This is a genomic window from Pseudomonas chlororaphis subsp. aurantiaca, from assembly GCF_013466605.1.
Classification (GTDB): Bacteria; Pseudomonadota; Gammaproteobacteria; order Pseudomonadales; family Pseudomonadaceae; genus Aquipseudomonas; species Aquipseudomonas chlororaphis_I.
In genome coordinates this window covers 1,142,560-1,161,235 of the sequence record NZ_CP059162.1, presented here as the reverse complement: position 1 = coordinate 1,161,235, position 18,676 = coordinate 1,142,560, and the positions used below count along the sequence as shown (strand labels likewise).

Annotated in this window: 17 protein-coding genes; 7 read left to right on the top strand and 10 right to left on the bottom strand. The window is 61.5% G+C overall.

Annotation, left to right across the window (positions count from 1 at the left end; all coding sequences use genetic code 11):
• Positions 1–21: 21 nt before the first annotated feature.
• The 4 genes from H0I86_RS05160 to H0I86_RS05145 form a co-directional block, all read right to left on the bottom strand.
• Positions 22–786, bottom strand: coding sequence for an amino acid ABC transporter ATP-binding protein (locus H0I86_RS05160; protein ID WP_124319255.1), 765 nt, complete (start codon positions 784–786; stop codon positions 22–24).
• Between the two features lie 10 nt (positions 787–796).
• Positions 797–1,894 carry an amino acid ABC transporter permease gene (locus tag H0I86_RS05155; RefSeq protein WP_180924269.1) on the bottom strand — a complete coding sequence of 366 codons (1,098 nt, stop codon included), beginning with the start codon at positions 1,892–1,894 and terminating at the stop codon, positions 797–799.
• 10 nt (positions 1,895–1,904) lie between these two features.
• Positions 1,905–3,086, bottom strand: coding sequence for an amino acid ABC transporter permease (locus tag H0I86_RS05150; protein ID WP_180924268.1), 1,182 nt, complete (start codon positions 3,084–3,086; stop codon positions 1,905–1,907).
• 65 nt (positions 3,087–3,151) lie between these two features.
• Positions 3,152–4,180, bottom strand: coding sequence for an amino acid ABC transporter substrate-binding protein (locus H0I86_RS05145; RefSeq protein WP_180924267.1), 1,029 nt, complete (start codon positions 4,178–4,180; stop codon positions 3,152–3,154).
• 467 nt (positions 4,181–4,647) lie between these two features.
• Between H0I86_RS05145 and H0I86_RS05140 the strand changes: the two genes are divergently transcribed.
• From H0I86_RS05140 to H0I86_RS05120, 5 genes are all read left to right on the top strand, one after another.
• The gene (locus H0I86_RS05140; protein ID WP_025806518.1) at positions 4,648–5,304 is read left to right on the top strand and encodes an alpha/beta hydrolase; all 657 of its coding nucleotides are present in this window, start codon (positions 4,648–4,650) and stop codon (positions 5,302–5,304) included.
• A 95-nt stretch (positions 5,305–5,399) separates the two neighbouring features.
• Positions 5,400–6,890, top strand: a complete 1,491-nt coding sequence (gene rhlB / locus H0I86_RS05135) for an ATP-dependent RNA helicase RhlB (protein WP_180924266.1) — start codon at positions 5,400–5,402, stop codon at positions 6,888–6,890.
• A gap of 139 nt (positions 6,891–7,029) precedes the next feature.
• A complete protein-coding gene (locus H0I86_RS05130; RefSeq protein WP_180924265.1) occupies positions 7,030–8,004 on the top strand; it encodes an ornithine cyclodeaminase family protein in 975 nt (324 codons plus the stop codon).
• A gap of 118 nt (positions 8,005–8,122) precedes the next feature.
• Complete coding sequence (locus tag H0I86_RS05125; RefSeq protein WP_180924264.1) at positions 8,123–9,250, top strand: NAD(P)/FAD-dependent oxidoreductase; 1,128 nt, start codon at positions 8,123–8,125, stop codon at positions 9,248–9,250.
• A gap of 87 nt (positions 9,251–9,337) precedes the next feature.
• A complete protein-coding gene (locus H0I86_RS05120; protein ID WP_009047099.1) occupies positions 9,338–9,964 on the top strand; it encodes a helix-turn-helix transcriptional regulator in 627 nt (208 codons plus the stop codon).
• Positions 9,965–10,060: 96 nt separating this feature from the next.
• Here the strand turns inward: H0I86_RS05120 and aotJ are convergent, their stop codons facing one another.
• The 6 genes from aotJ to H0I86_RS05090 all read right to left on the bottom strand — a co-directional run bounded on the left by aotJ (position 10,061) and on the right by H0I86_RS05090 (position 15,443).
• Complete coding sequence (aotJ, locus tag H0I86_RS05115) at positions 10,061–10,837, bottom strand: L-arginine-binding protein AotJ (RefSeq protein ID WP_180924263.1); 777 nt, start codon at positions 10,835–10,837, stop codon at positions 10,061–10,063.
• 309 nt (positions 10,838–11,146) lie between these two features.
• Positions 11,147–11,599 (bottom strand): molybdopterin synthase catalytic subunit MoaE, encoded by a 453-nt coding sequence (moaE, locus tag H0I86_RS05110; RefSeq protein WP_007932098.1) that lies wholly within the window; start codon positions 11,597–11,599, stop codon positions 11,147–11,149.
• Position 11,600: 1 nt separating this feature from the next.
• The gene (gene moaD, locus H0I86_RS05105) at positions 11,601–11,843 is read right to left on the bottom strand and encodes a molybdopterin converting factor subunit 1 (RefSeq protein ID WP_007932097.1); all 243 of its coding nucleotides are present in this window, start codon (positions 11,841–11,843) and stop codon (positions 11,601–11,603) included.
• Positions 11,840–12,313 carry a cyclic pyranopterin monophosphate synthase MoaC gene (moaC, locus tag H0I86_RS05100; RefSeq protein ID WP_180924262.1) on the bottom strand — a complete coding sequence of 158 codons (474 nt, stop codon included), beginning with the start codon at positions 12,311–12,313 and terminating at the stop codon, positions 11,840–11,842. The genes moaD and moaC overlap by 4 nt, the downstream gene beginning before the upstream one ends.
• Positions 12,314–12,575: 262 nt before the next feature.
• Positions 12,576–13,970, bottom strand: a complete 1,395-nt coding sequence (locus H0I86_RS05095; protein WP_023969683.1) for a PhoH family protein — start codon at positions 13,968–13,970, stop codon at positions 12,576–12,578.
• Positions 13,971–14,318: 348 nt separating this feature from the next.
• Positions 14,319–15,443: a polysaccharide deacetylase family protein gene (locus H0I86_RS05090; RefSeq protein ID WP_180924261.1), complete on the bottom strand. Its 1,125-nt coding sequence runs from the start codon at positions 15,441–15,443 to the stop codon at positions 14,319–14,321.
• A 218-nt stretch (positions 15,444–15,661) separates the two neighbouring features.
• Between H0I86_RS05090 and yaaA the strand changes: the two genes are divergently transcribed.
• Positions 15,662–16,441 (top strand): peroxide stress protein YaaA, encoded by a 780-nt coding sequence (yaaA, locus tag H0I86_RS05085; protein WP_180924260.1) that lies wholly within the window; start codon positions 15,662–15,664, stop codon positions 16,439–16,441.
• 812 nt (positions 16,442–17,253) lie between these two features.
• Positions 17,254–18,570 (top strand): nucleotide sugar dehydrogenase, encoded by a 1,317-nt coding sequence (locus H0I86_RS05080; protein ID WP_180924259.1) that lies wholly within the window; start codon positions 17,254–17,256, stop codon positions 18,568–18,570.
• The last annotated feature ends 106 nt before the right edge of the window (positions 18,571–18,676 follow it).

The window sequence follows — 18,676 nt, the reverse complement described above, 5'->3', positions numbered from 1 at the left end:
ATTTTCAAGGCTGTGCCTGGATCAGTGCAGGATCTGGCTCAGGAACAGCTTGGTCCGCTCGTTCTGCGGGTTGTCGAAGAAGTCGTTAGGCGCGGCCTGTTCGACGATTTCGCCCTTGTCCATGAAGATCACCCGGTTGGCCACGGTACGGGCGAAGCCCATTTCGTGGGTCACGCAGAGCATGGTCATGCCGTCTTCGGCCAGGCCGATCATGGTGTCCAGAACCTCTTTCACCATCTCCGGGTCGAGGGCCGACGTCGGCTCGTCGAACAGCATGATCTTCGGCTTCATGCACAGCGCCCGGGCAATTGCCACACGCTGCTGCTGACCACCGGAGAGCTGGCCCGGGTACTTGTGCGCCTGCTCCGGAATGCGCACGCGCTCCAGGTAATGCATGGCGATTTCCTCGGCCTTGCGCTTGGGCATCTTGCGTACCCACATCGGCGCCAGGGTGCAGTTCTGCAGAATGGTCAGGTGCGGGAACAGGTTGAAGTGCTGGAACACCATGCCGACTTCACGGCGGATCGCTTCGATCTGCTTGAGGTCGTTGGTCAGCTCCACGCCATCGACCACGATCCGGCCCTGCTGGTGTTCTTCCAGGCGGTTCAGGCAGCGGATGGTGGTGGATTTGCCCGAGCCCGAAGGCCCGCACAGGACGATACGCTCGCCCTGCTTGACGTTGAGGTTGATGTCCTTGAGCACGTGGAACTGGCCGTACCACTTGTTCACGCCCTGCATCTGAATAATGCCTTCAGGGCCCACAGGCTTTTTGATCGCTTCACTCATGGAGATACTCCTAACGCTTGTGGCCTGTGTCCAACTTACGCTCCAGATACATGGAGTAGCGGGACATACCAAAACAGAAAATCCAGAACACCAGGGCCGCGAAGACATAGCCTTCGGTGGCCATGCCCAGCCATTTCGGGTCGGCGGCGGCTTGTTTCACGCTGTTGAGCAGGTCGAACAGGCCGATGATGATCACCAGGCTGGTGTCCTTGAACAGGGCGATGAAGGTGTTGACGATGCCGGGGATCACCAGCTTCAGGGCTTGCGGCAGGATCACCAGGCCCATGCTGCGCCAGTAGCCCAGGCCCATGGCCGCGGCCGCTTCGTACTGCCCCTTGGGAATCGCCTGCAGCCCGCCGCGCACCACTTCGGCGATGTAGGCCGACTGGAACAGGATCACCCCGATCAACGCCCGCAGCAGCTTGTCGAAGTTCATGCCTTCGGGCAGGAACAGCGGCAGCATCACCGAGGACATGAACAGCACGGTGATCAGCGGCACGCCGCGCCAGAACTCGATGAAGGTCACGCAGACCACACGAATCGCCGGCATGTTCGAGCGTCGTCCCAATGCCAGCACGATGCCCAGCGGCAAGGCGCCGGCGATACCGACGGTGGCGATCACCAGGGTCAGCATCAGGCCGCCCCACTGGCTGGTGGCGACATTGGCCATGCCAAAGAGACCGCCGTGCAGCAGGAAGTAGGCAATGATCGGGTACAGCACCAGGAAGCTCAGGCCGTAGATGGCCTTGTGCGGAACCCGGGCGATGAACAGGGGCGCCACGCCGATCACCGCCAGCCACACGGTCAGGTCCACGCGCCAGCGCAGGTCCATCGGGTAGTAGCCGTACATGAACTGGCCGAAGCGCTGCTGGATGAACACCCAGCAGGCGCCTTCCTTGGTGCAGTCGGCGCGGGTGGTGCCCACCCAGTTGGCGTCGAAAATCGCCCAGCTGAGGATCGGCGGCACCACCAGGTAGATCAGGTAGAAGGCAAACAGGGTCAGCAGGGTGTTGATCCAGCTGGAGAACATGTGCGCCCGCATCCACGCCACGATCCCGATGCTGCTGCTCGGTGGTGGCATGTCGGGTTTGAAAGTATGAGTGCTCATGCGCGTTTCCTCACCGCTCGATCAGCGCAATGCGCTTGTTGTACCAGTTCATCAGCAGGGAAATGCTGATGCTGATCGCCAGGTACACGCTCATGGTGATGGCAATGACTTCGATGGCCTGGCCGGTCTGGTTGAGCACGGTACCGGCGAACAGCGAAACCATTTCCGGGTAACCGATACCGGCCGCCAGGGACGAGTTCTTCGCCAGGTTCAGGTATTGGCTGGTCAGCGGCGGAATGATCACCCGCAGGGCCTGCGGGATGATCACCTTGCGCAGCGTCGGACCGTTGCGCAGGCCGAGGGAACGGGCCGCCTCGGTCTGGCCATGGCTCACCGACTTGATCCCCGAACGCACGATCTCGGCGATGAACGCCGCGGTGTAGACGGTCAGGGCCAGGGTCAGGGCCAGCAGTTCCGGGATCAGCACCCAGCCACCGACGAAGTTGAAGCCCCTGAGCTCCGGCATTTCCCAATGCACCGGGGCGCCGAAAATCAGCGTGCACAGCGCCGGGATCGCCAGGAACAGCGCCAGGCCGGTCCAGAACTTGTGGAACGGCGCGCCGGTGTCTTCGAAGCGCTTGTTGGCCCAGCGGCACATCAGCACAATGGCGACTATGGCCACCACCAGGCTGATCACGAACGGCCAGAAGCCGTCGGCGATCAAGGCCGCCGGCATGTTCAGGCCGCGGCTGCTGACGAAGAAGCTGTCACCGAAGTTGTGGCTGTTGCGCGGCCCCGGCATGGTCAGGAACACCGCGAAATACCAGAACAGGATCTGCAGCAGCGGCGGAATGTTGCGGAACACTTCCACATACACGGTCGCCAGTTTGCTGATGATCCAGTTCTGCGACAGGCGCGCCACACCGATGATGAAACCGAGGATGGTCGCCAGGATCACGCCGATGAAGGTTACCAGCAAGGTATTGAGCAGGCCGATCACGAACACCCGGGCATAACTGTCCGCTTCGGTGTAGGAGATCAGGTGCTGAGCGATGCCGAAGCCGGCGCTGCGCTCGAGGAAGTCGAAACCGGAAGTGATCCCCCGGTGCGCGAGGTTGGTTTGAGTGTTGTTGAACAGGAACCAGCCCAGCGAGATCACCGCGACAATCGTGACGATCTGGAATAACCACGCACGCACTCGTGGATCGCTGAGACTGAGCCTCTGCTTTGGTGCGCCGATTGAATTTTGCATGAAGTGCCCCAGGAATAATGGAACAGAACATCACCCGGTGGTTGGCCCACCGGGTGATAGAACCATCAGCGCACAGGTGGTGCGTATTGAATGCCGCCGTTGTTCCACAGCGCATTCAGGCCGCGGTCGATGGCCAGTGGAGTGCTCTTGCCGAGGTTCTTCTCGAACACTTCACCGTAGTTGCCGACTTGCTTGACGATCTGTACTACCCAGTCCTTGGGCAGCTTCAGGTCCTTGCCGTATTCACCGTCGGCGCCCAGCAGGCGAGCGACGTCCGGGTTCTTGGTGGACTTGGCTTCAGCCTCGACGTTCTTCGAGGTGATGCCGGCCTCTTCGGCATTGAGCATGGCGAACAGGGTCCACTTGACGATGCTGAACCACTCTTCGTCGCCTTTACGCACCACCGGGCCCAGCGGCTCCTTGGAAATGGTTTCCGGCAGCACGACGTAGTCGGTCGGGGTCGCCAGCTTGCTGCGCTGTGCGTAGAGCTGGGACTTGTCGGAGGTCAGCACGTCGCAACGGCCGGATTCCAGCGACTTGGCGCTTTCATCGGAGGTGTCGAAGGTGATCGGGGTGTATTTCAGGCCGTTGCCACGGAAGTAGTCGGACACGTTCAGTTCAGTGGTGGTACCGGCCTGGATGCAGATGGTCGCGCCGTCCAGTTCCTTGGCGCTTTTCACGCCCAGCTTGTTGTTCACCAGGAAACCGATGCCGTCGTAGTAGGTCACGCCGGCGAACACCAGGCCCATGCCCGCGTCGCGGGAGCTGGTCCAGGTGGTGTTGCGCGACAGTACGTCGATCTCGCCCGATTGCAGCGCGGTGAAACGCTCCTTGGCATTCAACTGGCTGAATTTCACTTTGGTTGCATCGCCGAATACCGCGGCGGCCACGGCGCGGCAGACGTCGGCGTCGATGCCGAGGATCTTGCCGGTGGCGTCCGGTACCGAGAAGCCCGGCAGACCGTCGCTCACACCGCACTGCACGAAGCCTTTCTTCTGCACGGCATCCAGGGTCGCACCCGCCTGCGCGAAGCCACTCATGCCCAGTACCGCGGCGGCCGTGACCACAGCCAGGGTGGATTTCAACATCTTCATTCAAACCTCCAGTTTTGCTCTTGTTGTGTCGGAGCTTGAGTCCTGCCGCACCCTTATGAGGCGCTGTTGACCCGTGTTGGCTTTTTATGGGGTCAAGCGGCGTAGGACTTTAGCTATGAGTCTAGTAGGAGAAAATCCATTTAAGAGAAAACCCATACTCACCAAGCGACCGAACGGGCTGTAGCCCTTGCATGCTCGCGAAGCCCATAGCGGCCACTGGCGAACGTCCATCATCGGATCTTTGCTATCCCACACCCGCCAGCAGCCTGATAGTGTTACCGGCAGGGTGAACGCAATCACTTCACGCAACGGCTATAGCAAAGCCCGTACCAGAGTGCCGGCTAAAGCGGTTCAGCCAGGGGTCAAGAGCAAAACTTGCAGCCTTGCGACATCTTCTTCACTGATCAACCGACCGCGCACCTCGATCACGCACCGCTTGGGCGCGCACGCACAAATATGGAGCAACCATGACCGAACCCTTGATTCTTCAGCCCAGCAAGCCCGTCGATGCCTGTGTGATCTGGCTCCATGGCCTGGGCGCCGACCGCTACGACTTCCTGCCGGTGGCCGAAGCGCTGCAGGAAAGCCTGCTGACCACCCGCTTCGTCCTGCCCCAGGCACCGACCCGCGCCGTGACCATCAATGGCGGTTATGCCATGCCCAGCTGGTACGACATTCTGGCCATGAGCCCGGCGCGCGCGATCAACCGCGAACAGCTGGAGGAGTCGGCAAAACGCCTGAGCGACCTGATCGAAGAACAGCGCGCCAGCGGAATAGACCCTTCGCGGATTTTCCTCGCCGGTTTTTCCCAGGGTGGCGCGGTCGTCCTGCACACCGCCTTCCTTAAATGGCAGGGTCCGCTGGGTGGCGTGCTTGCCCTCTCCACCTATGCCCCGACTTTCAGCGATGAACTCGAACTGTCGGCCAGCCAGCAACGGATTCCGACCCTGTGCCTGCACGGCCAGTACGACGAGGTGGTGCAGAACTCCATGGGCCGTACCGCCTACGAGTACCTGAAACACCATGGTGTCACCGCGACCTGGCAGGAATACCCAATGGGGCACGAAGTGTTACCCGAAGAAATTCGCGATATCGGCGCCTGGCTCGGCGAGCGTTTGCGCTGAATCGATAAGTTCGGTAGCCCGTTGAGCAATCCACTACGCCGCGCCCGATTCTTGCATTACACTGCCCGGCGTACATTCCTTAACCAATTGATGAGATGACCGTGCTCAAAGCACTCAAGAAAATCTTCGGTAAAAGCGAGGCTGAGCAGCTCGCGCCAGGCTCCAGCCCATCTTCCTCCAGCCCCAGCAGCCGTACCGACGGCCATCAGCCGGAACGGACCGCGCCTGCCCCCGTGGCCAAGCCAGAGCCGGTGACCGCAGCCGCCCCGACGGCCCAGACCGCGCCGCGCGGCGACAAGCCCAAGGCCGAACAGCCGCGCCGCCCACGCGCACCGAAACCACCGGTGAGCACCTGGAAACTGGAAGACTTCGTCGTCGAACCACAGGAAGGCAAGACCCGCTTCCACGACTTCAAACTCGCGCCGGAACTGATGCACGCGATCCACGACCTGGGTTTCCCCTACTGCACGCCGATCCAGGCGCAGGTACTGGGTTTCACCCTGGCCGGCAAAGACGCCATCGGCCGCGCCCAGACCGGTACCGGCAAGACCGCCGCGTTCCTGATCTCGATCATCACCCAGCTGCTGCAGACCCCACCGCCGAAAGAGCGCTACATGGGCGAGCCGCGGGCGCTGATCATCGCGCCGACCCGCGAACTGGTGGTGCAGATCGCCAAGGATGCGGCCAGCCTGACCAAATACACCGGCCTCAATGTGATGACCTTTGTCGGCGGCATGGACTTCGACAAACAGCTCAAGCACCTCGAAGCCCGCCATTGCGACATCCTGGTCGCCACCCCGGGCCGCCTGCTGGACTTCAACCAGCGCGGCGACGTGCACCTGGACATGGTCGAAGTGATGGTGCTGGACGAAGCCGACCGCATGCTCGACATGGGCTTCATCCCCCAGGTACGCCAGATCATTCGCCAGACCCCGCCGAAAAGCGAACGCCAGACCCTGCTGTTCTCCGCCACCTTCACCGACGACGTGATGAACCTGGCCAAGCAGTGGACCACCGACCCGGCCATCGTCGAGATCGAAGCCGAGAACGTGGCCAACGCCAACGTCGAACAGCACATCTACGCGGTGGCCGGCGCCGACAAATACAAGCTGCTGTACAACCTGGTCAACGACAACGGCTGGGAACGGGTCATGGTCTTCGCCAACCGCAAGGATGAAGTGCGGCGCATCGAAGAACGCCTGGTACGCGACGGCGTGAACGCCGCCCAGCTGTCCGGCGACGTGCCGCAGCACAAGCGCATCAAGACCCTGGAAGGCTTCCGCGAAGGCAAGATCCGCGTGCTGGTGGCCACCGATGTCGCCGGTCGCGGCATCCACATCGACGGCATCAGCCACGTGATCAACTTCACCCTGCCGGAAGTGCCGGACGACTACGTGCACCGTATCGGCCGTACTGGCCGGGCTGGCGCCGACGGCGTGTCCATCAGCTTCGCCGGCGAGGACGACTCCTATCAGCTGCCGTCGATCGAGGCGCTGCTGGGCCGCAAGATCAGCTGCGAAATGCCGCCGACCGAGCTGCTGCGCCCCGTGGAGCGCAAGAACGCCCGGAAGCCTGATCGCGAGTGAACGACAAAGGTTCCAATGGAACCTTCCGAACGGAAAACGCAGCCCGACCACAGGCTGCGTTTTTTTTCGCCTGGATATTGCCCGCAAAAACTAAAAGTCCATAATGGACAAATTAGTTTATTTTCTTGGGAGCACCCGCATGTCCAGCACGCCTTGCGTGATTACCCAGCCTCAAGCCCGCCAGTTGCTGGCGCAGGTCGACGTCCCGCAGATCCTGCGCAAGCTGTTCCACGACCTGGCCGCCGGGCTTGCGGTGCAGCCGGCGCAGCAACTGGTGGAGTTTCCCCAGGGCGCCGGGGACTTCATCAACTACCTGGGCGTGCTGGCCGAAGAGCGGGTCTACGGGGTCAAGACCTCGCCCTATATCGTTCGCGCCGAAGGCCCGCTGGTCACCGCCTGGACCCTGCTGATGTCCATGGACAGCGGCCAGCCGCTGCTGCTCTGCGATGCTGGCGAACTGACCACCGCGCGCACCGCGGCCACCACCGCCGTGGCCGTCGATGCCCTGGCGCCGGCTGCTGCCCGGCACCTGGCGATCATCGGCAGCGGCCCCGTGGCCCAGGCGCACCTGCATTACGTGAAAGCCCTGCGCGAGTGGCAATCCATCCGCCTGTACTCCCCTGGCCTGGCCGGAAAATCCGCCGAGGACATCGCACGCCTGAAGGCCCTCGACCCACGCCTGCAGATCGTCAGCCAGCTCGATGACGCCTTGCAGGACGCCGACGTCATCATGCTCTGCACCTCCTCCGCCGGCCCGGTGATCGACCCGCGAACCTTGCACAAACCAGCGCTGATCACCTCCATCAGCACCAACGCACCGCGGGCCCATGAAGTGCCGCCCACCGCGCTGAAGGACCTGCAGGTGTATTGCGACTATCGTCAGACCACCCCCGGCTCGGCCGGCGAGATGCTGATCGCCGGCGAACAGCATGGCTGGGACAAGGGCGCGATTCTCGGCGACCTGCCCGAACTGCTCAGCGACCTGGCCCAACGACCGGAGCCGGGGCGCCACGTGCTCTTCCGCTCCATCGGCCTGGGCCTGGAAGACATTGCCCTGGCCAATGCGCTGTACCGCTTGCAACGCACTCACTCAATACCGACGGAACACCTGTAGCAACGCAGCTTGCTCGCGATCGACGGTCCCGAGCGAACCACGGTGACAGGCTCAAGATTGATCGCGAGCAAGCCTCGCACCTACAGACGCGCGTTATCCCCTTTTTACGGAGGCTCGAATGACCCAGGCAGACTTCATCATCATCGGCGGCGGCATCGCCGGGGCATCCACCGGCTACTGGCTGTCGCGCCATGGCCGGGTGCTGGTGCTGGAGCGCGAATCGCACCCGGCCTACCACTCCACCGGGCGCTCCGCGGCGCTCTATACCGCAGCCTATGGCACACCCCAGGTGCGCGCCCTGACCCTTGCCAGCCGGGACTTTTTCGATGCTCCGCCGCAAGGTTTCTGCGAGCACCCGCTGCTGAGCCCGCGTGGCGAAATGACCGTGGACTTCACTGGCGACCCCACCGAGCTGAACAATCAGTACCTGAGCGCCAAGGCCACGGTGCCGGAAATGCAACTGCTGAGCGCCGACGAAGCCTGCGCGCGCCTGCCGATCCTGCGCCGCGAGAAGGTCCATGGCGCCCTCTACGACCCGAGCGCCAGCGACATCGACACCGACGCCCTGCACCAGGGTTACCTGCGCGGCATCCGGCGCAACCAGGGCGAGGTGCGCACCGACTGTGAAGTGCTGGGGCTGAGCCGCGACCAACAAGGCCAATGGCAGGTCCAGACCGCCGGCCAGACCTTCAGCGCGCCCATCCTGATCAACGCCGCCGGGGCCTGGGCCGACCAGGTCGGCGCCATGGCCGGCGCCCGGCCCCTGGGCCTGCAGCCGAAACGCCGCGCGGCCTTTATCTTCGCCGGGCCCGAAGGCGTCGATAGCCATCACTGGCCGATGCTGGTGAGCCTCGACGAATCCTTCTACATGAAGCCCGACGCCGGCATGTTCCTCGGCTCGCCGGCCAACGCCGACCCGGTGGAACCCCACGATGTGCAACCGGAAGAACTGGACATCGCCATGGGTATCTACCAGATCGAAGAAGCCACCACCCTGACCATTCGCCGCCCGACCCGCACCTGGGCCGGCCTGCGCAGCTTCGTCAGCGACGGCGACCTGCTGGCCGGCTTCGACACCCAGGTCCCGGGCCTGTTCTGGGTCGCCGCGCAAGGCGGCTACGGCATCCAGACCTCGCCGGCCATGGGCCAGGCCAGCGCCGCCCTGGTGCGTGGCGAAGCCTTGCCCGAGCAACTGGCGCGCTTTGGCCTGGACGCCGCCATGCTCTCCCCTGCCCGCCTCGGCTGAGCTCGTTCAGGTGACGCCCCCCAACGATTGCGGCACACTCGCAGCGTCCCGCCTCGCGGGGCGTTGACACCGCCTGGAGAACCACCCATGACCTCACCCGCGCAGGACCCTGCCCTGGACAACTTCCGGACGATCGCCGACGCCATCGCCACGCTGTTCTTCCCCCATGCCGAGGTGGTGCTCCACGACCTGCGCACGCAGAAGATCGACTACATCGCCAACAACATCTCCAAGCGCGAAGTGGGCGACGATGCGGCCCTGGACGACATGCTCGGCGAGGACAGCAACGAGCGGAATATCGGCCCCTATGAAAAGCTCAACTGGGACGGCCAGAAGATCCGCAGCCTCAGCAGCGTGCTGCGCGACAGCAACGGCCAGCCGCTGGCGGTGCTGTGCATCAACCTGAATATTTCGCTGTTCGAGAATGCCAAGGCGGCGCTGGACCTGTTCCTCTCGCCGAGCAAACTGATCCCGCAACCGGACTCACTGTTTCGCGACGACTGGCAGGAGCGCATCAACACTTTCCTGCACAACTGGCTGCGCGAACGGCAGCTGGGTCTGAACCTGCTGACCCGCGAACACAAGCGCGAACTGGTACTGGCGTTGCACGCCGAAGGCGCGTTCAAGGGCAAAAGCGCCGCCAACTATGTGGCCAACGTGCTGAACATGGGGCGGGCGACGGTGTACAAGCACCTGAAGGAATTGAAGGGCTGACAGCCCCCTGAAAAGCATCGCGGGCAAGCCTCGCACCTACAAAACGCCAGGAGCGAGGCTTGCCCGCGATGGCGTCCTCACGGACGCCGCACGCCATCAGTCGCCGTAGATATCGGACTTGAAGTACTTCTCGGAAATCTTCTGATACTCGCCACTGGCGCGAATGCCATCGATGGCGGCATTCAGCTGGCTGACCAACTCGGCATTGCCCTTGCGCACCGCAATCCCCGCGCCCTCACCCACGTATTTCGGGTCCTTCAGCTCCGGCCCGACAAACGCATAGCCCTTGCCTCGCGGCATCGACAGAAAGTCATTCAGCGGAATGGTGTCAGCGAAAATCGCATCGAGGCGCCCGGCCGCCAGGTCCATGTAGATCTCTTCGTTGTTGCTGTAGCGCTTGACGTTGATGCCCTTGGGTTCGAACACCTCGGTGGCGTAGCGGTCGGTGGTGGTCGCCCGTTGCACACCGACATTCTTGCCCTTGAGGCTGGCGTACTGGTCATCGACCATCGCGCCTTCCTTCATCACCAGCCGCGAGGAAGTGAAGTAGTACTTGTGGGTGAAGTCGACCGACTTCTTGCGATCTTCGTTGATGGTCATCGACGACAGCGCCATGTCGATTTTCTTCACTTTCAACGAAGGAATCAGGCCGTCGAATTCACCCTCGACCCATAGACACTTGACCTGCATCTGCGCGCACAAGGCATTGCCGATGTCGTAGTCGAAACCGACGATCTCACCTTTGTCGGTTTTCGAAGCGAACGGCGGATAAGCCGCCTCGATGCCGATGCGCAGGGTTTTCTCGGCGGCGAACAGGCTGCTGCACGCCAACAGGCTAAGGGCCAGGCCACTGATGAGGGGGAGTTTCTTCATATTCGTTCTCTCGCGGGTTGTTGTTGGTTTGGCAAGACAGAAGAAAGGAGTGAAACGGTGAAGCCTTGTTTTGTACTTGTAAATCCATACTGGACTTTTACGTATATTTCGTCAACGGAGCGGACGCGCTTCATGCCGCCTTTGGTCGAGGGGCAGAAATGGCAAAAAACAGGGGAATGGAGGGTGTAGCCGAGGGCCCTGTCGCGGGCAAGCCTCGCTCCTACAGACGGTGCCGACCGTAGGAGCGGCCGGTCGACGCTCGACTGCCCGCGATGGCGGACTTGCGGTCAATACGGATGGATCAGGCAGTCACTCTTTCCAGCGATCCGCCGCCGCATGATCGCTGTCGCGGCCTTCCACCCAGCGCGGGCCGTCGGCGGTGGTCTCCTTCTTCCAGAACGGCGCGCGGGTCTTCAGGTAGTCCATGACAAAGGCACAGGCGTCGAACGCCGCCTGGCGGTGGGCGCTGGCGGCGCCGACGAAGACGATCGGCTCGCCCGGCTCCAGTGCACCGATGCGATGCAGCACTTCCAGCTTGAGCAGCGGCCAGCGCTGTTCGGCCTCGGCGGCGATCTTGCCCAGGGCCTTTTCGGTCATGCCCGGGTAATGCTCGAGAAACATCCCCGCCACATCCAGGCCGTCGTTGAAATCACGCACGTAACCGACAAAGCTCACCACCGCGCCGACGCCGACATTCGCCGCATGCATCGCGTTGACTTCCGCCCCCGGATCGAAGGCGCCCGATTGCACGCGAATCGCCATGTCAGCCCCCGGTCACGGTAGGAAAAAACGCCACTTCGTCGCCATCGCTCACCGGCTCGTCGAGCTGGCAGAGGTCCTCGTTGCGGGCGCACATCAGGTTCTGTTCGCTGAGCACCTCGGCGCCCTCACGCTGCGCCAGCAGTGCGCGCACATCGTCGACCGTGGCGAAATCGCCGGCGACCCGCAGCGAATCCACGCCCAGCGCCTCGCGGTAGCGGGCGAAAAACTTCACGGTCAGGTTCATTGCTCACCCGCCAGGTAATGGCCGCTCTTGCCACCCAGTTTCTCCAGCAGGCGCACGCCTTCGATGGTCATGCCGCGGTCCACGGCCTTACACATGTCGTAGATAGTCAGGGCGGCGACACTGGCGGCGGTCAGGGCTTCCATTTCCACCCCGGTCTGCCCGGCCAGCTTGCAGCAGGCAACGATGCGCACGCTGTCCTCGCCTTCGGCGCTGAGTTCGACCTTGACGCTGGTGAGCATCAGCGGATGGCACAGGGGGATCAGATCGCTGGTCTTTTTCGCCGCCTGGATGCCGGCGATGCGCGCCACGGCGAACACATCGCCCTTGGGGTGACCGCCGCTGACGATCATTTGCAGGGTTTGCGGGAGCATGCGCACCCGGGCTTCGGCCGTCGCTTCGCGGGACGTCACGGCTTTGTCGGTGACGTCGACCATATTGGCACGACCTTGGGAATCGAGATGAGTCAGCACAGCCTTACTCCTGATCAGGAAAGGCGATTGTAAACCCGAGGGTCAATTTTCCGCACGCCTGATTATGCCCCCTGTGGCCGCTGCCGCAGGCTGCGATCGGTCGCGTAGCGGCCGCCATCCATACACACAGGTTTTCCTGACGAAACTCTATAGGGCCGTTGCGTCTGCTGCGCAGCCGATCGCAGCCTGCGGCAGCGGCTACAGCAGGTTGGGTTCGGGCACAAAAAAACGGGCGGCCTTGCGGCCGCCCGTTGGGTGAAGGTTACAGATGGGATTCGGCGTATTCGGCCAGGATCGAGCGGGGAACCCCCTGCAGGGTGATGTGCACCCCGTTGGGGAAGTCCTTGAAGCGTTCAGTCAGGTAGGTCAGCCCGGAGCTGGTCGCGGACAGGTAAGGGGTATCGATCTGCGCCAGGTTGCCCAGGCACACCACTTTGGAACCGGCGCCGGCACGGGTGATGATGGTTTTCATCTGGTGCGGGGTGAGGTTCTGGCATTCGTCGATCAGGATCAGGCTCTGCTGGAAGCTGCGGCCACGGATGTAGTTGAGGGATTTGAACTGCAGCGGCACCTTGCTGAGGATGTAGTCGACGCTGCCATGGGTGCTTTCGTCATCCATGTGCAGGGCTTCGAGGTTGTCGGTGATGGCGCCGAGCCAGGGCTCCATCTTTTCCGCTTCGGTGCCCGGCAGGAAGCCGATCTCCTGGTCCAGCCCCTGCACGCTGCGGGTGGCGATGATGCGCCGATAACGCTTGCTGACCATGGTCTGCTCGATGGCCGCGGCCAGGGCCAGGATGGTCTTGCCCGAACCGGCAGCCCCGGACAGGTTGACCAGATGGATATCCGGATCGAGCAGGGCGAACAGCGCCAGGCCTTGATAGATGTCGCGCGGTTTCAGGCCCCAGGCTTCCTGGTGCAACAAGGGTTCCTGATGCAGGTCGAGGATCAGCAGCACATCGGCGCGAATCTCCTTGATCCAGCCGACGAAACCCTGTTCGTCGATGATGAACTCGTTGATGTGCACCGCCGGCAGGTTGTCGGTGAGTTGCACCTGGTGCCAGGTGCGGCCGTGGTCCTGGCGGGTTTCCACCTTGCTCACGCGGTCCCAGAAGGAGCCGGTCATGTTGTGGAAGCCGTTGGGCAGCAAGGCCACGTCGTCGACCAGCTGGTCGGTGCTGTAGTCCTCGGCGGCGATCCCGCAGGCGCGCGCCTTGAGACGCATGTTGATGTCTTTGGTCACCAGCACCACGCGCAGCTCCTTGTTGCGCGCGTGCAGGTCGATCAACTGGTTGATGATGATGTTGTCGTTGAGGTTTTCCGGCAGCAGGCTGTTGGGCTCCGAGCGTTTGCTCATGAGGATCGACAGCAGGCCTTTGGGGCCGCTCTTGCCACGCTGAATAGGCACACCCAGCTCGACATCTTCCGGCGAAGCCTCACCCAGGGTCTTGTCGATCAGGCGAATGGCCTGGCGGCATTCCGCTGCAACGCTGTGATGGCCGCTCTTGAGCTTGTCGAGTTCCTCCAGGACGATCATCGGGATCGCCACATGGTGTTCTTCGAAGTTCAGCAGGGCGTTTGGATCGTGAATCAATACATTGGTATCGAGTACATAAAGGATTGGCTGGTTGGAGGAAGGGCTACGTCCGTGGTCATCCATACTCGGTCACCTTATGTGGGGGCCAGTCGACGCAATACCATGGCGGTGCTGCGCCTCGAATCGACCGTCGAATTCACCCGCAGGGGTTCGAGTGAAGTGCACACAAAAGGAGTCTTGGGAGACGCCACCTGTGTTGCAGGTTTCGGCGGTCTGACTTCGTAATACTCCAAAACCTGTGACAGGAAAAAGCACTTTGACGCTTTTTTTAAGTTTATTTTGCAGAGTGACGAATAGCCCTTGGCGCGCTGCCCAAGCACCGCTAAAGTCGGAAGTCCGCTTGTATCGAAATCCTCGCCAAAATCGGCAACCTTCTCCCTTTACCCCGCAAATACGGACCTTTCGTCGTTTCTAGCGAAACGCGTCCTGACAATCCTCCCAACCGATTCCGCTCTGCGCCGTCTGCGTCAGCAACCAGGGCAACGCCGTCTTCACCGCGTCCTGCCGGGCGTTGAAGTTGATCACCCCGTGCCGCCACAACAGCATCAGGGTCAACACCCGCTGGCCGCTCTGCTCGCCCTTGAGCTTGCCGGCGCCGTCCTGCGGATCGATGTCCCACAACGCCACCTGCAAACCCTGGGCACTAAAGAAGGCCCGCGCGTCGGCCCGGCGCTGGCCGTAGGGCGGGCGGAACAGCGGCACGTAGTTTTCCGGCAGCTTGCCCTTGGCCAGTTCGACGCTGCGCTCGATCGAATCCTGCCAGTCCTGCCAATGGCTGTGGGAGCGATACTCCCAGCCCTGGACACCCACGCACTGCTGCGAATACAGAGCCTGCAGGTTGGCCACCGAACGCTGCTCCAGGCGGCTCTGCACCTCGCTGCCGAGCACGAAGAAGGTGCCGTTCATGTTCGACTTGCGCAGGTATTCGGTCAGCCAGGGGGTGTTGTCCGGGGCGAGATTGGCGGCGCTGTCGAAAGTCAGCAAAAACAGCCGGTCATTGAGTTCGTCGCCGTTGCGCTCGTAGTCGCCAAACCGCTCTATTTCGCTGGCGGTCTGGGGAAACAGCGCGGCCTTGCGCAGCAATTCGTCCAGGTACTGTTCATGGAAGGCCCGGCTCGGCTCGGCCCAGCGAGCGTAATAAGAGTCATCGCCCAACTGGAACTTGCCGGCCTGCTCGCGCAGGGTGTCCATGTCTTCCACCAGGAAACAGAAGGAGGCGTCCTGGTCGCAGCTCTGCTGGGCGAAGTTGTAGTTGGCCAGCAATTGCTGCCAGAGCCGCTGGCGGACGGCATCGATCGACGCCATGTTGATGATCCGCAGGCCCAGGCGCTGCTTCAGCGAGGCTTCATCCCAGGCCTCGCTGACCAGCAGGGCGCGGGCAAAGGTAAGGATCTCCGCCCGCGACGCCACGTCGAACAGGGTCGGGCTGCTGAGCTGTTCCGGCCAGGTGCTGCGATCCAGGGTCGCCACCTCGCTCGGGGCCGCCAGGGCGCCGAAGCTCAACAGCCAGATCGAAAGAAAAAACGCGCTGCGCAAAGGGATGTCTCCATAACAAAACCCGCGCGGCACTATAGCCGATGCGGCGTCCCGGCCCTATTGCCAGCAAGCCGCTCCCGCTTCCCTTTATAGAGAGCAGGCTCTCACCTCTATACAGCCGGCAATCAGCAGACCGGCGGCGTGCCCTATTGCCTTCATAGGTGGAGTCAAACCGCCCAAGCCCCTAGAATCCCCCGACGCTTACAGGAGACGACTTCATGCTGATGGTGATTTCACCCGCCAAGACCCTCGATTTCGAGACCCCGCCCGTCACTCAACGCTTCACCCTGCCGCAGTACCTCGATCACTCCCAGGAACTGATCCTGCAGTTGCGCGAACTGAGCCCGGCGCAAATCAGCGAACTGATGCACGTCTCCGACAAGATCGGCGGCCTCAACGCCGCGCGTTTCGGCAGCTGGACCCCGGCCTTCACCCCGGCCAATGCCAAGCAGGCGCTGCTGGCGTTCAAAGGCGACGTGTACACCGGCCTGAACGCCGAAACCCTGGGCGACGCCGATTTCGACTACGCCCAGCAGCATCTGCGCATGCTCTCCGGCCTGTACGGCCTACTGCGCCCGCTGGACCTGATGCAGCCTTATCGTCTGGAAATGGGCACCAAGCTGGCCAACGCCCGCGGCAAGGACCTGTACGCCTTCTGGGGCACGCGCATCAGCGAATGGCTCAATGAGGCCCTGGCCGAACAGGGCGACGACCTGCTGCTCAACCTGGCCTCCAATGAATACTTCTCGGCGGTCAAGCGAACGGCCCTGAACGCCCGGATCATCAATACCGAGTTCAAGGACCTGAAGAACGGCCAGTACAAGATCATCAGCTTCTACGCCAAGAAAGCCCGGGGCATGATGAGCCGCTTCGTCATAGAAGAACGCATCAACGACCCGGCGGCACTCAAGCAGTTCGATGTCCAGGGTTACCGCTACAGCGCCGAACAATCGAAACCCGACAATCTGGTTTTCCTGCGCGATCACGCACCGGAATAACGCACCCGGTCGACGCACTGGTTTCGCGCAAACGAGTGCGTCGACGAGCGGTCGCTTCCTCTTTGACTTCCACCAAAACGCCAAATAATTGGCGCCAAAATATTTCCTTATGAATTTATAACTTTTGTTTCACTCGACAGAGGTCATTTTTTTCAGTAGTGGCACGCAATTTTTTTATCGGTAGTGGCATAAAAGTATCCCCGCGCTTTAACTCCCCATAATTAAAGGCTGAAATGGTAAGTGCTATCAATATGAAAGCAGTGCCATCTTTTGCAATATTTCAAGAAATTTCAGAAAACAGGATCAGTGGTCTGGAACTATGTCCTGAACCACCGCTCATACCACCGGTAACGATTCTCAGCGAGTTTGTAGGAGATGACTTACATGGGATCCAAAGACAGTAGCGAAGTTGTCATATTATCCTGACCTACTGCTCAAGGACTCGAACTTAGGGTCAATACACAGGAGATAATGCACCATTACTATCCCCTACAAGGCCATGGCATAGCCCGCCTTAAATCGCTTCCGGGAGCGTTTAACTACCTGATTATCATGGGACTTTTCCTATAAATCAGGATTATCGCCAACCTCGGAGCAGCCTTCCAGCAGGAAGGACGGCGACATTCAAGGGCAGCCCCTACAACAAGGCCAAGTTGCGCACAACTTGAGTGCACTTATTTAGACACTCGGAACTTAGTCTGCCTGCACTGGATATCTCAACGCTTGTTCGTTGAACTTCCGAGTGCGCAATTAAAGCTGGCAAACATTAACTCCGGCCATCTAATGGCGTGAATAACACAGAGGTAAATGCGATGCGCATCAGCATATTTGGTTTGGGTTACGTCGGCGCGGTATGTGCCGGTTGCCTGTCTGCACGGGGCCATGAGGTCGTTGGCGTCGATGTTGCCAAGGACAAGATCGATATGATCAACGCAGGCAAATCGCCGATCGTTGAACCGGGTCTGGGTGAACTTCTGGCGCAAGGTATTCAAACCGGTCGTCTGCGTGGAACCACCAACTTCGCCGAGGCGATTCGCGACACCGACTTGTCGATGATCTGTGTCGGCACGCCAAGCAAGAAGAACGGCGACCTGGAACTCAACTACATCGAAGCGGTATGCCGCGAGATCGGTTTTGTCCTGCGTGACAAGACCTCCCGTCACACCATCGTGGTGCGCAGCACCGTACTGCCGGGCACCGTGGCCAACGTGGTGATCCCGATTCTCGAAGACTGCTCCGGCAAGAAGGCCGGCGTCGACTTCGGCGTCGCGGTCAACCCCGAGTTCCTGCGTGAAAGCACCGCGATCAAGGACTACGACTTCCCACCGATGACCGTGATCGGCGAGTTCGACAAGGCTTCGGGCGACGTCCTGCAATCGCTGTACGAAGAACTCGACGCACCGATCATCCGCAAGGACATCGCCGTCGCCGAGATGATCAAGTACACCTGCAACGTGTGGCACGCCACCAAGGTCACCTTCGCCAACGAGATCGGCAACATCGCCAAGGCCGTCGGCGTCGACGGTCGTGAAGTGATGGACGTGGTCTGCCAGGACAAGACCCTCAACCTGTCCCAGTACTACATGCGCCCAGGCTTCGCCTTCGGCGGTTCCTGCCTGCCCAAGGACGTGCGCGCCCTGACCTTCCGCGCCGGTTCCCTGGACATCGAGGCGCCGCTGCTCAACTCGCTGATGCGCAGTAACGAGTCCCAGGTGCAGAACGCCTTCGACATCGTCTCCAGCCACGACAAACGCAAAGTCGCCCTGCTCGGCCTGAGCTTCAAGGCCGGTACCGACGACCTGCGCGAAAGCCCGCTGGTGGAACTGGCGGAAATGCTGATCGGCAAGGGCTTCGACCTGAGCATCTACGACAGCAACGTCGAGTACGCCCGTGTCCACGGTGCCAACAAGGACTACATCGAGTCCAAGATCCCCCACGTCTCGTCCCTGCTCAACGCGGACTTCGACTCGGTGATCGACAACTCCGACGTGATCATCCTCGGCAACCGCGACGAGAAGTTCCGCACCCTGGCCGAAGACGTGCCGCATGGCAAGCAGGTCATCGACCTGGTCGGGTTCATGTCCAAGGCCACCAGCGCGAATGGCCGGACCGAAGGTATCTGCTGGTAACCAGCGGTATCGGGGCAGCTCTCCGTTCCTGCAGCCGCTGTCGCAGGTGCGATCAAGCCCGAAGGGGGCGAGACGCACCTGCAACTGCCGGAGGTTATCGCAACCT